The 15,444-nt window shown below is 60.9% G+C and carries 11 protein-coding genes; 8 read left to right on the top strand and 3 right to left on the bottom strand.

All coding sequences use genetic code 11. The annotated features are described in order from the left end of the window. Positions 1-68 precede the first annotated feature (68 nt). The gene (locus EGJ86_RS16630) at positions 69-1,001 is read left to right on the top strand and encodes a chemotaxis protein CheV (RefSeq protein WP_099526458.1); all 933 of its coding nucleotides are present in this window, start codon (positions 69-71) and stop codon (positions 999-1,001) included. Between the two features lie 151 nt (positions 1,002-1,152). Beyond that, positions 1,153-1,959 (top strand): MOSC domain-containing protein, encoded by an 807-nt coding sequence (locus tag EGJ86_RS16625; RefSeq protein WP_125835843.1) that lies wholly within the window; start codon positions 1,153-1,155, stop codon positions 1,957-1,959. A 139-nt stretch (positions 1,960-2,098) separates the two neighbouring features. Here the strand turns inward: EGJ86_RS16625 and EGJ86_RS16620 are convergent, their stop codons facing one another. Then, positions 2,099-4,030, bottom strand: a complete 1,932-nt coding sequence (locus tag EGJ86_RS16620) for a transglycosylase SLT domain-containing protein (RefSeq protein ID WP_125835842.1) — start codon at positions 4,028-4,030, stop codon at positions 2,099-2,101. Between the two features lie 239 nt (positions 4,031-4,269). Here EGJ86_RS16620 and EGJ86_RS16615 point away from each other — a divergent pair, with 239 nt between their 5' ends. Beyond that, the gene (locus EGJ86_RS16615; RefSeq protein WP_125835841.1) at positions 4,270-6,195 is read left to right on the top strand and encodes an ATP-binding cassette domain-containing protein; all 1,926 of its coding nucleotides are present in this window, start codon (positions 4,270-4,272) and stop codon (positions 6,193-6,195) included. 18 nt (positions 6,196-6,213) lie between these two features. Then, a complete protein-coding gene (locus tag EGJ86_RS16610; RefSeq protein ID WP_125835840.1) occupies positions 6,214-6,900 on the top strand; it encodes a hypothetical protein in 687 nt (228 codons plus the stop codon). A gap of 97 nt (positions 6,901-6,997) precedes the next feature. Here EGJ86_RS16610 and EGJ86_RS16605 read toward each other — a convergent pair whose 3' ends face one another. Both EGJ86_RS16605 and EGJ86_RS16600 read right to left on the bottom strand, forming a co-directional pair. Further along, positions 6,998-7,447 (bottom strand): universal stress protein, encoded by a 450-nt coding sequence (locus EGJ86_RS16605; protein WP_017361528.1) that lies wholly within the window; start codon positions 7,445-7,447, stop codon positions 6,998-7,000. A gap of 149 nt (positions 7,448-7,596) precedes the next feature. Beyond that, positions 7,597-8,418, bottom strand: coding sequence for a hypothetical protein (locus EGJ86_RS16600; protein ID WP_099526454.1), 822 nt, complete (start codon positions 8,416-8,418; stop codon positions 7,597-7,599). Positions 8,419-8,886: 468 nt separating this feature from the next. On the opposite strand from EGJ86_RS16600, the gene fadB reads away from it, so the two are divergent. The 4 genes from fadB to topA all read left to right on the top strand — a co-directional run bounded on the left by fadB (position 8,887) and on the right by topA (position 15,413). Further along, a complete protein-coding gene (gene fadB, locus EGJ86_RS16595; protein WP_125835839.1) occupies positions 8,887-11,034 on the top strand; it encodes a fatty acid oxidation complex subunit alpha FadB in 2,148 nt (715 codons plus the stop codon). Between the two features lie 30 nt (positions 11,035-11,064). Continuing rightward, positions 11,065-12,240, top strand: a complete 1,176-nt coding sequence (gene fadA / locus EGJ86_RS16590) for an acetyl-CoA C-acyltransferase FadA (protein WP_099526452.1) — start codon at positions 11,065-11,067, stop codon at positions 12,238-12,240. Between the two features lie 73 nt (positions 12,241-12,313). Continuing rightward, positions 12,314-12,556 carry a DUF1653 domain-containing protein gene (locus tag EGJ86_RS16585; protein WP_099526451.1) on the top strand — a complete coding sequence of 81 codons (243 nt, stop codon included), beginning with the start codon at positions 12,314-12,316 and terminating at the stop codon, positions 12,554-12,556. 247 nt (positions 12,557-12,803) lie between these two features. Beyond that, positions 12,804-15,413 (top strand): type I DNA topoisomerase, encoded by a 2,610-nt coding sequence (gene topA / locus EGJ86_RS16580; protein ID WP_125835838.1) that lies wholly within the window; start codon positions 12,804-12,806, stop codon positions 15,411-15,413. Positions 15,414-15,444 lie beyond the last annotated feature (31 nt).

The following is a 15,444-nucleotide window of genomic DNA, read 5'->3' as shown; positions in this document are numbered from 1 at the left end:
GTATGCCGGCAGTTCGCCGATAACCCGAACGGCAGACTAGACTCAATCTATATACCTCGGAGCGCATGATGGCTGGCATCCTCGATTCAGTAGATCAACGCACGCAACTGGTCGGCGAGAACCGCCTGGAAATCCTCATGTTCCGCCTGGCCGGTCGGCAGTTGTTCGCCATCAACGTGTTCAAGGTGCAGGAAGTCCTGCAGATGCCCAAACTGACGTTGATGCCGCAGCGTCACCGCTTCGTCTGCGGTGTGGTCAACCTGCGTGGCCAGACCCTGCCGGTGATCGATCTGTCCCAGGCCATCGGCATGCGTCCGCTGGTGCCGGATGAGCGCAGCACCATCATCGTCACCGAATACAACCGCTCTGTGCAGGCCTTCCTGGTCGGCAGCGTGGATCGCATCCTCAACCTCAATTGGGAGTCGATCCAACCGCCGCCCGGTGGCGCCGGTCGTCAGCATTACCTGACCGCGATCACCAAGGTCGACGAGCAGATCGTCGAGGTCATCGACGTGGAAAAGGTGCTGGCCGAGATCGTGCCGATGAGCACCAAGGTCTCCGAAGAGAAACTTGCCGATCCGTTGCTGGAGAAGGCGCGCGGTCGTGAAGTGCTGCTGGTGGACGACTCCAGCGTGGCGCTGAGCCAGTTGCGCGACACCCTGACCCAACTGGGCATGCGCCTGCACATGGCGGGCGATGGTCTGAAAGCCCTGAACTTGCTGAAGAAGTGGGCGGATAGCGGCGAAGTGATGACCGACAAGCTGCTGATGATCTTCACCGATGCCGAAATGCCGGAGATGGACGGCTACCGCTTGACCAGCGAGATTCGCAACGATCCGCGCCTTAAGGACCTCTACGTCGTGCTGCACACGTCGCTGTCCGGCAGCTTCAACGAGGCGATGGTGAAGAAGGTCGGTTGCGACAACTTCCTCTCCAAATTCCAGCCGGACAAGCTCGTCGACGTGGTACGTCAACGCCTCGAGTTGGACGAACCCCGCTAAAGTTGCTGGAGGGTGGGTGCAACCCGCCGAGCGTCGATGGCTGCCGGTGCCCGAGCGAGCGTTACTGATCTGCAAAATTTCCCGAGTTTTGTTGCTTGTGAGCATCGCCGTCACCTCGTATAACGGCGTTTTGCCAACAGGAACCTGACCCATGCTGAGTCTCTCGGGGCTGTACCGTTATCCGCTCAAGTCCGGCCGCGGCGAAGTGTTGCAGCGCAGTGCGGTCGACGGTCTCGGCCTGCAGGGTGATCGGCGCTGGATGCTGGTCGACGCTGACAACGGCCGCTTCATCACCCAACGGCTGCTACCGCAGATGAGTCACCTGAGCGCTCTGTACGATGCGCGCGGTGGGCTGACTCTGAGTGCGCCGGGGCGTGAGGATCTGTCCGTGGCGTTGCCCGATCCCGAGCAGGACCTGCGTGGCGTCATCGTCTGGCGTGACAGCCTGCGCGTGCCGGATGCGGGCGATGCAGCGGCTGCCTGGCTCAGCGAAATGCTAGGTAAGTCTTGTCGCCTGGTGCAGGTGCCGGAAGGCCGCACTCGCCAAGTCGATACCGCCTATGCGCAACCGGGCGATCGCGTGGCCTTTGCCGACGGTTTCCCGCTGCTGCTGATCGGCCAGGCGTCGCTGGACGATCTTTCTCAGCGCGTCGGGCAATCGCTGTCGATGCTGCGTTTTCGCCCCAATCTGGTCGTCACCGGCAGTGAGCCTTACGCCGAAGACAGCTGGAAGCGCATCCGCATTGGCGAGGTGGAGTTCGACGTGGCCAAGGGCTGCTCGCGCTGCATCCTCACCACCATCGACCCACAGACCGGCGAGCGCAACGCCCAGCGTGAGCCGCTGGCCACGCTCAAGACCTATCGGGAACGCGATGGCGATGTGTACTTCGGACAGAATCTTTTGCCACGAGGTGTGGGTGAGCTACAGATCGGTATGCCGGTTGAAATTCTGGAGTAGGGTGCGCCATGCGCGCCGCGTGATCTGCGTACGGTCGCTGGGCTGAGGCTAACGCGGCACTGAACCGAAGCGCGGTCCGGCCCAGGCGTATGGAGCAGCGAGCCCCGATCAGACACCCAGTCCGATCGGGGCTTTTGTTTTACTGATCCTCAAAGAAGCGCTCGTTCCACGCCACCAGTGGGTGCGGTGCGTTGAGCTTCTGGCCGTAGATCACCGAGTAGGACAGCACGTTTTGCACGTACTGGCGGGTCTCGTCGAACGGGATGTTCTCCACCCAAACGTCATAACTGAGGTGATTGGCGCCGCGCAGCCACTGGCGTACGCGGCCGGGCCCGGCATTGTAGGCGGCCGAGGCGAGTACGCGGTTGCCATTGAACTGACCATATACCTGACTCAGATAGGCGGCGCCCAACTGGATATTGGTGTCAGGGTTGAGCGCCTGTTGCGGCGATGCCAAGGGGATGCCGAACTTGCGTGCGGTTTCCTTGGCTGTACCCGGCATCAGTTGCATCAGGCCCATGGCGCCGGCGTGGGAGCGGGCGTCGGCCATGAAGGCGCTTTCCTGGCGGGTAATGGCGAAAACCCAGCTCGAATGCAGATCGCGGCGCTTGGCTTCACGCACCAGTTCGCTGCGGTGAGCCATGGGGAAGCGCACTTCCAGGTCGTCCCAGTACTGGGCCTGGCTGATGGTACGGATGGCTGGAAAATACCACTCCATTTCGTAGGCCAGGCGCGCCTGGGCCACCAGTTCATCGCGGCTGAACAGGCGGCTGACGTGATACCACTCGCGGCGACCATCGACGATCTGGCCGCGTGCATGGAATTCCATGGCGCGCTTGATACCGGCGGTGTTGCGTACCTTCTGCACCACCTTCGGGTCGAGTGCCAGCGGCTGGTTGTTCAACGAGTAAGGTGCCTTGACCTGATCGGCGGCCATGAAGCCGTAAAAGTCGCGCTCCTTGGCCAGGGCCTGAAACAGTACTTCCGGTTGATGGCTGTTGGGTTGCGCCAGTTGCAGGCTGCGCGCGTTCCAGTAGCGCCAGCGGTTGCTGCTGGCCAGATCGGACGGCATCTTCTGGGTCAGCTGATAGGCTTCTTCCCAGCGGCCGTGACGCAGCAGCAGGCGCGCGCGCCATTCGCTGACGGTGTTGTCACGCAGTTGCGGGTCGTACTTGGCCATGACTTGCAGGCCGCGCAGGTCGAAGCGTTGTGCCAGGCGCAGACCGATCTGGCGGGCGATGGCGACCTGCTCGTCCGAGGAGAACTTCATACGCTGGGCGTAGCCGTCGAGCAGGGCCAGGGCGTCTTCGGGGTTCTGCCGGGCCAGGCGGCGCAGGCCGAGGCCGACCACGTCGCTCATGGCGTCATCGGCTGGAGCGAAACGCGCGGTGTTTTTCAGCAGTTGCGGTTTCTGTGCGACCTCGACCATCAGCTTGCCGCGCTCGCCAAGCGTTGGCATGCCCTTGATCAGGAAGTTGGCCAAGCCGTAGTTGCCGCTTTCCACCGCCAGTTTGGTGCGCTGCCAGCGGCGCTGTTCGGTGAGCTGGCCATTGGCGGCCCAGCGCTCGAACAGGGGGTCACAGGCGTTGGGCTGGGATTTGCCCACCAGCCAGAGCTTCTCGGCGGTAGCGTTGCCTTCGGCAGTCAGGCCGTGGCTGAGCTGGTACTGGCCATACAGGCAATCCAGTTCAGTGAAGTTGAGCTTGGCATCGTAGTGATCGAGGAACGGCTTCCAGTCACCACGCTCGGCCAGCGCGCGCAGCCAGCGCAGCTTCATCCAGCTGGCCTGAGGCAGGTCACCATGTTCGGCCAGAAACTTTTCTATTTCCGCATTGCTCGCTGATCGCAGACGATTGGTCAGCTCGTCATAGGCCAGATATGGCGTCAGTGGGTAGTCGCGCAGGGCGCTGGCGTACTGGCGATAGGGGCCGCTGTCGCCCTTGGCCAGGGCGCGCTTGGCTTCATCGTAGTACTGGCGCTGCTGCGCCAGGTTGGCGGCTTCGGCACTGGCCAGGCCAGCAGTGGTGGTGAAAATCAGGCAGGAAACTACAGAAAGAAGGCGACCGCGCATGGCATTTCCAGGGGGCAAGCAGAGAGTGGGGGCAACAGGTTCCATATCGTTGCATGCCCTTAGCTTAGCGCTTCAGCGGGGCGCGGTGAATGCCGTCGCGCCAGATGGACACATGCAGAAAAAATGCATGGCGCAGTGCTATTGCGAGTGCTTTGCCGAGGTGCCCGCTGCTGGGGTGGAAACGGCCACAGTCAACCTGTAACTCGGGTAGAATGCGCCGCCTGTTTCTGGAGATGCCCATGACCCTGCTCAAGTTTGCCGACGTATCCCTCGCCTATGGCGCCATGCCCCTGCTCGACGGAGTGTCCTGGCAGATCGCGCGGGGTGAGCGGGTGTGCATCATCGGCCGTAATGGCACTGGCAAATCGAGCATGCTGCGCCTGGTCAAGGGCGACCAGATGCCGGATGACGGCGAGATCTGGCGTGCACCGGGGCTGAAGATTGGCGAGCTGCCGCAGGAACTGCCGCGCGCCGACGAGCGCACGGTGTTCGATGTGGTCGCCGAAGGCCTGGCCGGTGTTGGCGAGCTGCTGGCGCGTTATCACCACCTGGCGCAGAACATCCAGGGCGATGACGACCTCGAGCAACTGATGCACGTGCAGCAGGAGCTGGAAGCCAAAGATGGCTGGCGCCTGCAGCAGCTGGTCGACAGCACCCTGAGCCGCCTGCAACTGCCGGCGGACAAGACCCTGGCCGAGCTCTCCGGCGGCTGGCGCCGTCGCGTGCTGCTGGCGCAGGCACTGGTGTCCGAGCCGGATCTGCTGCTGCTCGACGAGCCCACCAACCACCTGGACATCGGCGCCATCGCCTGGCTGGAAGAGGCGCTGAAAGACTTTGGCGGCGCCGTGCTGTTCATCACCCACGACCGTTCCTTCCTGCAGAACCTGGCTACGCGCATCCTCGAGCTGGATCGTGGTGGCCTGATCGACTGGAATGGCGACTACGCCAGCTTCCTGGTGCACAAGGAGCAGCAACTGGCTGCCGAGGAAACCGCCAACGCGCTGTTCGACAAACGCCTGGCGCAGGAAGAAGTGTGGATTCGCCAGGGCATCAAGGCCCGCCGCACCCGTAACGAGGGGCGCGTGCGTGCGCTCAAGGCGATGCGCGCGGAACGTAGCGAGCGCCGCGAACGCCAGGGCAAGGCGAATATCCAGCTCGATACGGCGGACAAGTCCGGCAAGCAGGTGATGGTGGCGGAGAACGTCAGCTTCGCTCACGCCGGCGGTCCCTTCCTGGTCAAGGATTTCTCCATGGTCCTGCAGCGCGGTGACCGTATCGGTCTGCTTGGCGCCAACGGTACCGGCAAGACGACCCTGCTCAAGCTGCTGCTCAGCGACTTGCAACCGAGTAGTGGCAAGATCGAGGTCGGTACCAAACTGGAAGTGGCGTATTTCGACCAATTACGTCACCAGCTCGAACCGGAAAAGACGGTGATCGACAACGTTGCCGAGGGGCGCGACTTCATCACTATCGATGGCCAGAACCGCCATGTGCTGAGCTATCTGGGCGACTTCCTGTTCAGTCCGCAACGTGCTCGTACCCCTGTAAAAGCACTATCAGGTGGCGAACGGGCACGACTGTTGCTCGCCAAGTTGTTCAGCAAGCCGGCTAACCTTTTGGTGCTGGACGAACCGACCAACGATCTGGACGTAGAAACCCTGGAACTGCTCGAAGAAGTGCTGCTCAACTTCCCTGGCACCGTGCTGATGGTCAGCCACGATCGTGCCTTCCTCGATAACGTCGTGACCAGCACCCTGGTATTCGAGGGCGAAGGCAAGGTGCGCGAGTACGTCGGTGGCTATCAGGATTGGCTGCGCCAGGGCGGCTCGCCGCGGTTGCTCGGCGTGGGTGAAAGCAAGTCCGGCAAGGCCGAACTGGCCACGGCCATCGTCGAAGCGCCGACCCCGGCCGCAGTGACTCCCGCTCAAGAGAGCGCAGAGCCTGCGAAGAAGAAACTAAGCTACAAGCTGCAGCGCGAGCTGGAAGCGATTCCCGGGCAGATCGATGCTTTGGAGCAGGAAATGGCTGCGGTACAGGAGCAGGTATCCGACCCTGCCTTCTATCAGCAGCCGGCGCAGATCACCACGGAAGTATTGGCGCGTCTCGAGCGCTTGCAGACGGAAATGGACGCGTTGCTCGAGCGCTGGGCAGAGCTGGAAGGCTGACGAAGGAACGAACGGGCAATGGCCATCGAGTACCGCATTACTCTCGACGACAATCATCAGTTCAGCTATCGGATCGAGCTGAATCGCGAGTATGACCCCATTCAGGCGCAACAGGCTCCCGCCTGGACGCGCCTTGGGCATCAGCAGTGCAGCAATTGCCCACTGAGTCGCGACCAGTTCAGCCATTGTCCGGCAGCGGTCGATCTGCATCGGGTGATCGAGGATTTTCGTGGCCTGCCGGCATTTAAAAAAGCCAGCGTCTGGGTACGCACGCCTGAGCGTGAGTACACCAAGCATGTCGGCTTGGAAGAGGGCCTGCGTGCGTTGCTCGGCGTGATCATGGCCACCAGCGCCTGCCCAGTGCTGGCGCGCCTGAAGCCGATGGCGCAGCACCATCTGCCGTTTGCCAACAATCAGGAATTCATCCTGCGTGCGGTATCGCTGTACCTGTCGCGGCAGTATTTCAATATGCGCGAGGGGCGTCTGGCCGATTGGGAGCTGAAAGGGCTGGTGCGCCTGTTCCAGCAACTGAAACTGGTCAACCAGGCCTTCTGGCAGCGTATTCACGACACCTGCGAAGGCGACTCCAACCTCAAGGCCTTCCTGACCTTCTTCTCGATGTCATCGAGCATGACGGTGTCGCTGGAGACCCAGCTGCAGAAGATCCGCCCGCTGGTCATGAGTGCGGGCGAGTCGTTCGAGTAGGCAACTGCGGCCTTCGTAGGGTGCGCTGCGCGCACCACAGTTGCAAAGGTCTCGATGCCGTCAGTGCTGCATCTGGTGCGCATGGCGCACCCTACACTTAAGCGCCTTTTTCGCCTTTCTTCAGGCGCACTGCGAGCACGTCGCAGGGCGCGCCATGCAGCACGTCATTAGCGGTGGAACCCAGCAGCAGCGCCAGGCCGTGGCGGCCATGGCTGCCAACCACGATCAGATCGCAACCCTGTTCTTCAGCCAGGCGGTGAATTTCCTGGCGCGGTTGGCCATAAGCCAGGTGGCGCTGGTCCGCGGTCAGTTCGGGATACTTGCCGGTGAAGCTGTCCAGGCGCTCGCGGGCCTGCTCGAACTGCTGTTGCTGCAGCATCGACAGGTCCATCGGTACGTCACCACCAAAGGCCATGGCCATCGGTTCGACGATATGTACCAGGGACATTTTGGCGCCACTGGCCTGCGCCAGTTTCTGCGCGCGTACCACTACAGGGTCGCATTCCTCGGTCAGGTCGACGGCGACCAGAATGTGCTGGTAGGGCATGGTGAGTTCTCCTCAAAGGGGCAAATGGCTCTGTATCAAGTATGGCCCCATTGTGTGGGGCAGGGCGACTGGTCGTTAAATAAGGCAAAGAAAAGCCCGGTGCGAGCACCGGGCAATAGTTGGGCCAGGCAGGCCGGAAATCTGGGGCATCAATGCTGGGAGGCAGCGTATTGGGCCGCAACACCTTCCAGACCTTCGATGATGCTGTCGGAATACTTGCTGATCAGGAAAGGTACGGTATTTTCGTTGTAGTTGCGCAGGGATTTCTCGATGTAACGCCATTTGGTGCCGATGGAGTTCAGCGCTGCGCTGATCTCCGGAGTGTTCTGCTGGGCGGTGCTGAGATTGTCCAACTTGCTGGCGAATTCGCCTGCCAGCTCATCGATGGCGCGTTCTTCGCCGCCGCCGAAGAAGCTGGCGCCGACCGAGGCACTGCGTGAAGCATAGTCCAGCGCGATATTCTGCATCAGCAGGCTTTGCTCACGGCTCTTCTGCGTCAGCTGCGGTACGCTGAAACCGCTTTCTTGCTGAATCTTCAGATACAGCTCCTGACTAATGGCCATGATGCGTTGGTTGTTCTCGGCCAGATCGGCGACGGGTTGCAGGTCAGTGAAGCCCTGGCTGCGCATGGCGTCCATCAGTGTCTGGAGCCCGCTGCGGTAACTTTGCCAATTGGTTTGCAGCTGCGCGCGCAGCGCCTTGCTCGCATCCCCGGGCATTTCGCCCATGCCGTCCAGGTGCGATTGGCCTGCCTGCAGGGATTCGCCAATCATCCGCGCGTAGCGTTGATCACCTTCCATGCCGTTGTACATGTAGAAGTCGCCCAGGCTTTTTTGCGTCGCCAGGCGTAACTGGTGCAAGCGCAGCAGATCATCGGCCGGTGCGGCGCTGAGCAGGGGAGGGGAGAGCAGCGTGAAGAGAAAAACGAGCAGGGCGCTCAGGGGGAATGCAAGCGAACGGCGGCTCGACATTGGTGACTCCATATGGCCCATCGTGGGGCTCGATTTGTTTTTGTATTGCCTTCAGGTGGCGCTGTGCCAGCTGAAAGTGAGACGACTGTACCCGGAGCGTAGCGATTTGGCTAGGCATCCGGGAGTGCCCGTATCAAGCAGTAAAACGCTTGCAATAGTGCGTTATTGACGCTGTTTATCGAAATCGGCTGGAGGCCACGAATGACCAGGCCTGCAGAAATCGTCGGGAAATCGACGAAAAGAGGCCAATTGACAAGTGCAGGGTTTTCCCTGAAGGTGTGCACACCCAAATCAAACGGGCGTATGAATTGAGCGTTTGCCTTGTTAGGCGCGCCATTACAGCCCGAATATCGCGTCGGTGGGTGTGTCGTACCGATTGGGGCTATGCTCGTGCGGCGCTGCCGCAGGCTGGCCTGCCGGTTGGCTCCGATGTGTACTGTTCAGCTTCCATACCGTGGAGATCAGTTGATGATTTACGAAGGTAAAGCCATCACGGTTAAGGCTCTTGAGAGCGGCATCGTCGAATTGAAGTTCGACCTCAAGGGTGAGTCCGTCAACAAATTCAACCGTCTTACCCTCAATGAGCTGCGCGCCTCCGTCGACGCGATCAAGGCTGACGGTTCGATCAAGGGCGTGATTGTCACCAGCGGCAAAGACGTGTTCATCGTCGGTGCCGATATCACCGAATTCGTCGACAACTTCAAACTGCCCGACGAAGAACTGGTGGCTGGCAACCTGGAAGCCAACAAGATCTTCAGTGATTTCGAAGACCTCGCCGTGCCGACCGTCGTCGCCATCAACGGCATCGCCCTGGGTGGCGGTTTCGAGATGTGCCTGGCCGGTGACTACCGTGTCATGAGCGATAGCGCCAAGATCGGCCTGCCAGAAGTCAAACTGGGCATCTACCCAGGCTTCGGCGGCACCGTGCGTCTGCCACGCGTGATCGGTACCGACAACGCCGTCGAGTGGATCGCATCGGGCAAGGAAAACCGCGCCGAAGACGCCCTGAAAGTGGGCGCCGTCGATGCTGTGGTCAGTGCAGACAAGCTGCAGGCCGCCGCTCTGGATCTGGTCAAGCGCGCCATCTCCGGTGAGCTGGACTACAAGGCCAAGCGCCAGCCCAAGCTGGAAAAGCTCAAGCTCAACGCCATCGAGCAGATGATGTGCTTCGAGACCGCCAAGGGCTTCGTTGCTGGCCAGGCCGGCCCGAACTACCCGGCTCCGGTCGAGGCGATCAAGACCATTCAGAAAGCCGCCAACTTCGGCCGTGACAAGGCGCTTGAAGTTGAAGCTGCCGGTTTCGTCAAACTGGCCAAGACCTCGGTTGCCGAGAGCTTGATCGGTCTATTCCTGAACGATCAGGAGCTGAAAAAGAAAGCCAAGCACCACGACGAAATCGCCCAGGACGTGAAACTGGCTGCCGTACTCGGCGCCGGCATCATGGGCGGTGGCATTGCCTACCAGTCGGCTTCCAAAGGTACGCCGATCCTGATGAAGGATATCCGTGAAGAGGGTATCCAGATGGGCTTGAACGAGGCTTCCAAGCTGCTCGGCAAGCGCGTCGAGAAGGGCCGTATGACCCCTGCGAAGATGGCTGAAGCCCTCAACGCCATCCGCCCGACCATGTCCTATGGTGATTTCGGCAATGTCGACATCGTCGTCGAAGCCGTGGTGGAGAACCCCAAGGTCAAGCAGATCGTGCTGGCAGAAGTGGAAGGCGTGGTGCGTGAAGACGCCATCCTGGCCTCCAACACCTCGACCATCTCCATCAGCCTGTTAGCCCAGGCGCTCAAGCGTCCGGAAAACTTCGTCGGCATGCACTTCTTCAACCCGGTGCACATGATGCCGCTGGTGGAAGTCATCCGTGGCGAGAAGTCCAGCGAAGTGGCCGTTGCCACCACCGTTGCCTACGCCAAGAAAATGGGCAAGAACCCGATCGTGGTCAACGACTGCCCGGGCTTCCTGGTCAACCGTGTGCTGTTCCCGTACTTCGGCGGCTTCTCCAAGCTGCTGGGCTTCGGCGTCGACTTCGTGCGTATCGACAAGGTGATGGAGAAGTTCGGCTGGCCCATGGGCCCGGCTTACCTCTCCGACGTGGTTGGTATCGACACCGGCCACCATGGCCGTGACGTGATGGCTGAAGGCTTCCCGGACCGTATGGCCGTGGAAGGCAAGACTGCCGTCGACGTGATGTATGACGCCAATCGCCTGGGTCAGAAGAACGGCAAGGGTTTCTACGCCTACGAGACCGACAAGCGCGGCAAGCCGAAGAAAGTCACTGACCCGGCTGCTTACGAGCTGCTCAAGTCCATCGTGGTCGAAGAGCGTGAAGTCACCGACGAGGACATCATCAATTTCATGATGATCCCGCTGTGCATGGAAACCGTTCGTTGCCTGGAAGACGGCATCGTCGACACCGCAGCCGAGGCCGACATGGGCCTGATCTACGGTATCGGCTTCCCTCCCTTCCGTGGCGGTGCGCTGCGCTACATCGATTCCATCGGTGTTGCTGAATTCGTCGCCCTGGCTGACAAGTATGCCGAGCTGGGCGCCCTGTACCACCCGACCGCAAAACTTCGCGAAATGGCCGCCAAGGGCCAGAAGTTCTTCGGTTAACCGTGCAGCGAACAGAGCGAGAGTAGAAATATGAGCCTGAATCCTAGAGATGCAGTGATCGTCGACTTCGGTCGTACCCCGATGGGTCGTTCCAAGGGCGGCATGCACCGCAACACCCGCGCCGAGACCATGTCCGCGCACCTGATCAGCAAGCTGCTGGAGCGTAATGCCAAGGTCGATCCGGCTGAGGTCGAGGACGTGATCTGGGGCTGCGTCAACCAGACCCTGGAGCAGGGCTGGAACATCGCGCGCATGGCGTCGCTGATGACTCAGATCCCGCACACCAGCGCTGGCCAGACCGTCAGCCGCCTGTGTGGTTCGTCCATGAGCGCCCTGCACACTGCCGTGCAGGCGATCCAGACCGGCAACGGCGACGTGTTCGTGGTCGGTGGTGTGGAGCACATGGGCCACGTCGGCATGATGCACGGTGTCGACCCGAACCCGCACCTGTCGCTGTACGCCGCCAAAGCGTCCGGCATGATGGGTCTGACCGCTGAAATGCTGGGCAAGATGCATGGCATCAGCCGTGAGCAGCAGGACGCCTTCGGTGAGCGTTCGCACCGTCTGGCGCACAAGGCCACCGTCGAAGGCAAGTTCAAGGATGAAATCATCCCGATGCAAGGCTACGACGAGAATGGTTTCCTGAAGATGTTCGATTTCGACGAAACCATTCGTCCGGAAACCACCCTTGAAAGCCTGGCTGCGCTGAAGCCTGCGTTCAACCCGAAAGGCGGCACCGTGACTGCAGGGACTTCCTCGCAGATCACCGACGGCGCTTCCTGCATGATCGTCATGAGCGCCCAGCGCGCCCAGGACCTGGGCATCCAGCCGATGGCCGTGGTTCGTGCCATGGCCGTTGCTGGTGTCGATCCGGCGATCATGGGTTACGGTCCGGTGCCGTCCACGCAGAAGGCGCTCAAGCGCGCCGGCCTGAGCATGGCTGACATCGACTTCGTTGAGCTTAACGAAGCCTTCGCTGCTCAGGCCCTGCCTGTGCTGAAGGATCTGAAGCTGCTCGACAAGATGGAAGAGAAGGTCAACCTGCACGGCGGCGCGATCGCCCTGGGTCACCCCTTCGGTTGTTCCGGTGCCCGTATCTCCGGTACCCTGCTCAACGTCATGAAACAGAACGGCGGCACCTTTGGTGTCTCCACCATGTGCGTGGGCCTTGGCCAAGGCATCACCACCGTCTTCGAGCGCGTTTAAGCGTCAGCGGACAGAAACCGGGGCCTAGTGCCCCGGTTTTGCTTTTTACGGCTTTTTATTTCGGGAACCGCTCATGCAGTTGCAGCCAGGACTCTATCGCCACTACAAAGGCCCGCAGTACCGCGTATTCGGGGTGGCGCGCCATTCCGAGAACGAGGAAGAGGTTGTGGTTTACCAGGCCCTGTACGGCGAGTTTGGCCTGTGGGTGCGGCCGCTGAGCATGTTCTGTGAAGAGATCGAGGTGGACGGCAAGCGCGTTCCACGCTTTGCTTTGATTCAGGCCGAAGTCAGCCCTATCGGCGCTTCGCAAGCCTGACTGTGCAACCCCTGCGCTTGACCTTCGCTCGGTCGCCACTATATATAGCGGGGCCTTAGAACCTGTTCACGATCTGTTGCGCGTCGGCGCTACTGCGTTAAAAACAAGCTCGGAATGCTCATTTACCAGTCGTAAACTCCGCTTCCTCGCTTGTTTTTGCCTTGTATCACTCTAGCTCACGAGCTCGTGAGCAGGCTCATATGGCTCCCAGCCTTCTATATTTCGCAATTCAGGAATTTTCTGATCCATGGGCAAATCGCTGGTCATCGTGGAATCCCCGGCCAAGGCCAAGACCATCAACAAGTACCTGGGCAGCCAGTACGTGGTGAAGTCGAGCATCGGCCACATCCGTGACCTGCCTACCAGCGGCTCGGCAAGCGCCACCAAGGAGCCTGCCAAGCGTGGCAAGGCTACTGCCGGTGAGGCGCCTGCGCTGTCGCCCAAGGAAAAGGCCAAACGCCAGTTGTTCACCCGCATGGGTGTCGACCCCGAGCATGGCTGGAAGGCCAAGTACGAGATCCTGCCTGGCAAGGAAAAGGTGATCGAAGAGCTGCGCCGTCTGGCCAAGGATGCTGACACCATCTATCTCGCAACCGACTTGGATCGCGAAGGGGAGGCCATCGCTTGGCACCTGCGCGAGTCCATCGGTGGTGACGACAGCCGCTACAAGCGCGTGGTGTTCAACGAGATCACCAAGAAGGCGATTCAGGAAGCCTTCTCCAAGCCTGGTGAGCTGGACATCAACCGCGTCAACGCCCAGCAGGCACGGCGTTTCCTCGACCGCGTGGTGGGCTACATGGTTTCGCCGCTGCTGTGGGCCAAGATCGCCCGTGGCCTGTCTGCCGGTCGCGTGCAGTCGGTGGCGGTGAAGCTGGTCGTTGCGCGTGAAAAAGAAATCCGTGCCTTCGTCCCGGAAGAATACTGGGAAGTGCACGCCGATCTTGGCACCGCGAAGAACGCCAAGGTGCGCTTCGAAGTCGTGCGTGAAGATGGCTCGGCCTTCAAACCGGTCAACGAAGCGCAGGCCATGGCGGCCCTGGAGAAGCTCAAGGCTTCCAGCTACAGCGTGGTCAAGCGCGAAGATCGTCCGACCAGCAGCAAGCCGTCGGCGCCTTTCATCACGTCGACCCTGCAGCAGGCCGCGAGTAACCGTCTGGGCTTCGGCGTGAAGAAGACCATGATGATGGCTCAGCGTCTCTACGAGGCCGGTTACATCACCTATATGCGTACCGACTCGACCAACCTGTCGAACGACGCTGTGGAGATGGTTCGTGGCTTCATCGGCAGCGAGTACGGCGACAAGTACCTGCCGGGTAAGCCCAATCTGTATTCGAGCAAGGAAGGCGCTCAGGAAGCACACGAAGCGATTCGTCCCTCCGACGTCAACTTGCGTCCGACCCAGCTGTCCGGCATGGAGCGTGATGCCGAGCGCCTTTATGACCTGATCTGGCGTCAGTTCGTGGCCTGCCAGATGCCGCCGGCCGAGTACCTGTCCACCAGCGTCACCGTGGCTGCCGGCAACTTCGAGCTGCGCGCCAAGGGCCGTATTCTCAAGTTCGACGGTTACACCCGCGTGCTGCCGCAGCAGAGCAAGCCGGGCGAGGACGACGTCCTGCCGGAAATGAAGGAGGGCGAGGGCCTCAAGCTGATCCAGCTCGACCCCAGCCAGCACTTCACCAAGCCGCCGGCGCGCTATTCCGAAGCGAGCCTGGTCAAGGAGCTGGAAAAGCGCGGTATCGGCCGGCCGTCCACCTATGCAGCGATCATTTCCACCATTCAGGATCGCGGTTACGTCACGGTGCACAACCGTCGCTTCTATGCCGAGAAGATGGGTGACATCGTCACCGAGCGTCTCGACGAGAGCTTCGCCAACCTGATGGATTACAGCTTTACCGCCACCATGGAAGAGCATCTCGACGATGTGGCCCAGGGTGAGCGCGAGTGGAAGCACCTGCTCGACGAGTTCTACGGTGACTTCAAGAAGAAGCTCGAAGTGGCCGAGGCGGGCGAGGGCGGTATGCGTGCCAACCAGCCGACGCTGACCGACATCCCTTGCCGCGAGTGCGGCCGGCCGATGATGATCCGCACTGCCTCCACCGGCGTGTTCCTTGGTTGCTCCGGCTATGCGCTGCCGCCGAAGGAACGCTGCAAGGCCACCATCAACCTGGTGCCGGGCGACGAGATTGCTGCCGACGACGAGGGTGAGTCCGAGTCCCGCGTGTTGCTTGGCAAGCATCGTTGCCCGATCTGCTCCACGGCCATGGATGCCTATCTGCTGGATGAAACCCGCAAGCTGCACATCTGTGGCAACAACCCCGATTGCACGGGTTACGAGATCGAGCAGGGTCAGTACCGCATCAAGGGCTACGAAGGGCCAAGCCTGGAGTGCGACAAGTGCGGCAGTCAGATGCAGCTCAAGACGGGCCGCTTCGGCAAGTTCTTCGGTTGTACCAATGCCAGCTGCAAGAACACCCGCAAGCTGCTCAAGAACGGCGAAGCGGCGCCGCCGAAGATGGATAAGGTGGAGATGCCCGAGCTCAAGTGCGAGAAGGTGGATGACACCTACGTGCTGCGTGACGGTGCATCGGGCCTGTTCCTCGCCGCCAGCCAGTTCCCCAAGAATCGCGAGACGCGTGCACCTCTGGTGCTGGAAATCGTTCCGCACAAGCATGAGATCGATCCTAAGTACCACTTCCTTTGCGATGCTCCACAGAAGGACCCTGATGGCCGCCCAGCGGTGATTCGCTACAGCCGCAAGACCAAGGAGCAGTACGTGCAGTCCGAGGTCGATGGCAAACCGACCGGCTGGCGTGCGTTCTTCGATGGCGGCAAATGGAAGGTCGAGGACAAGCGCTGATCTCTGCGCTCTGACGAGAAGCGCGTCTGCC

Origin of the sequence: Pseudomonas sp. o96-267 (genome assembly GCF_003935465.1) — a bacterium.
Lineage (GTDB): Bacteria > Pseudomonadota > Gammaproteobacteria > Pseudomonadales > Pseudomonadaceae > Aquipseudomonas > Aquipseudomonas sediminis.
This window is presented reverse-complemented; position numbering and strand designations above follow the sequence as displayed.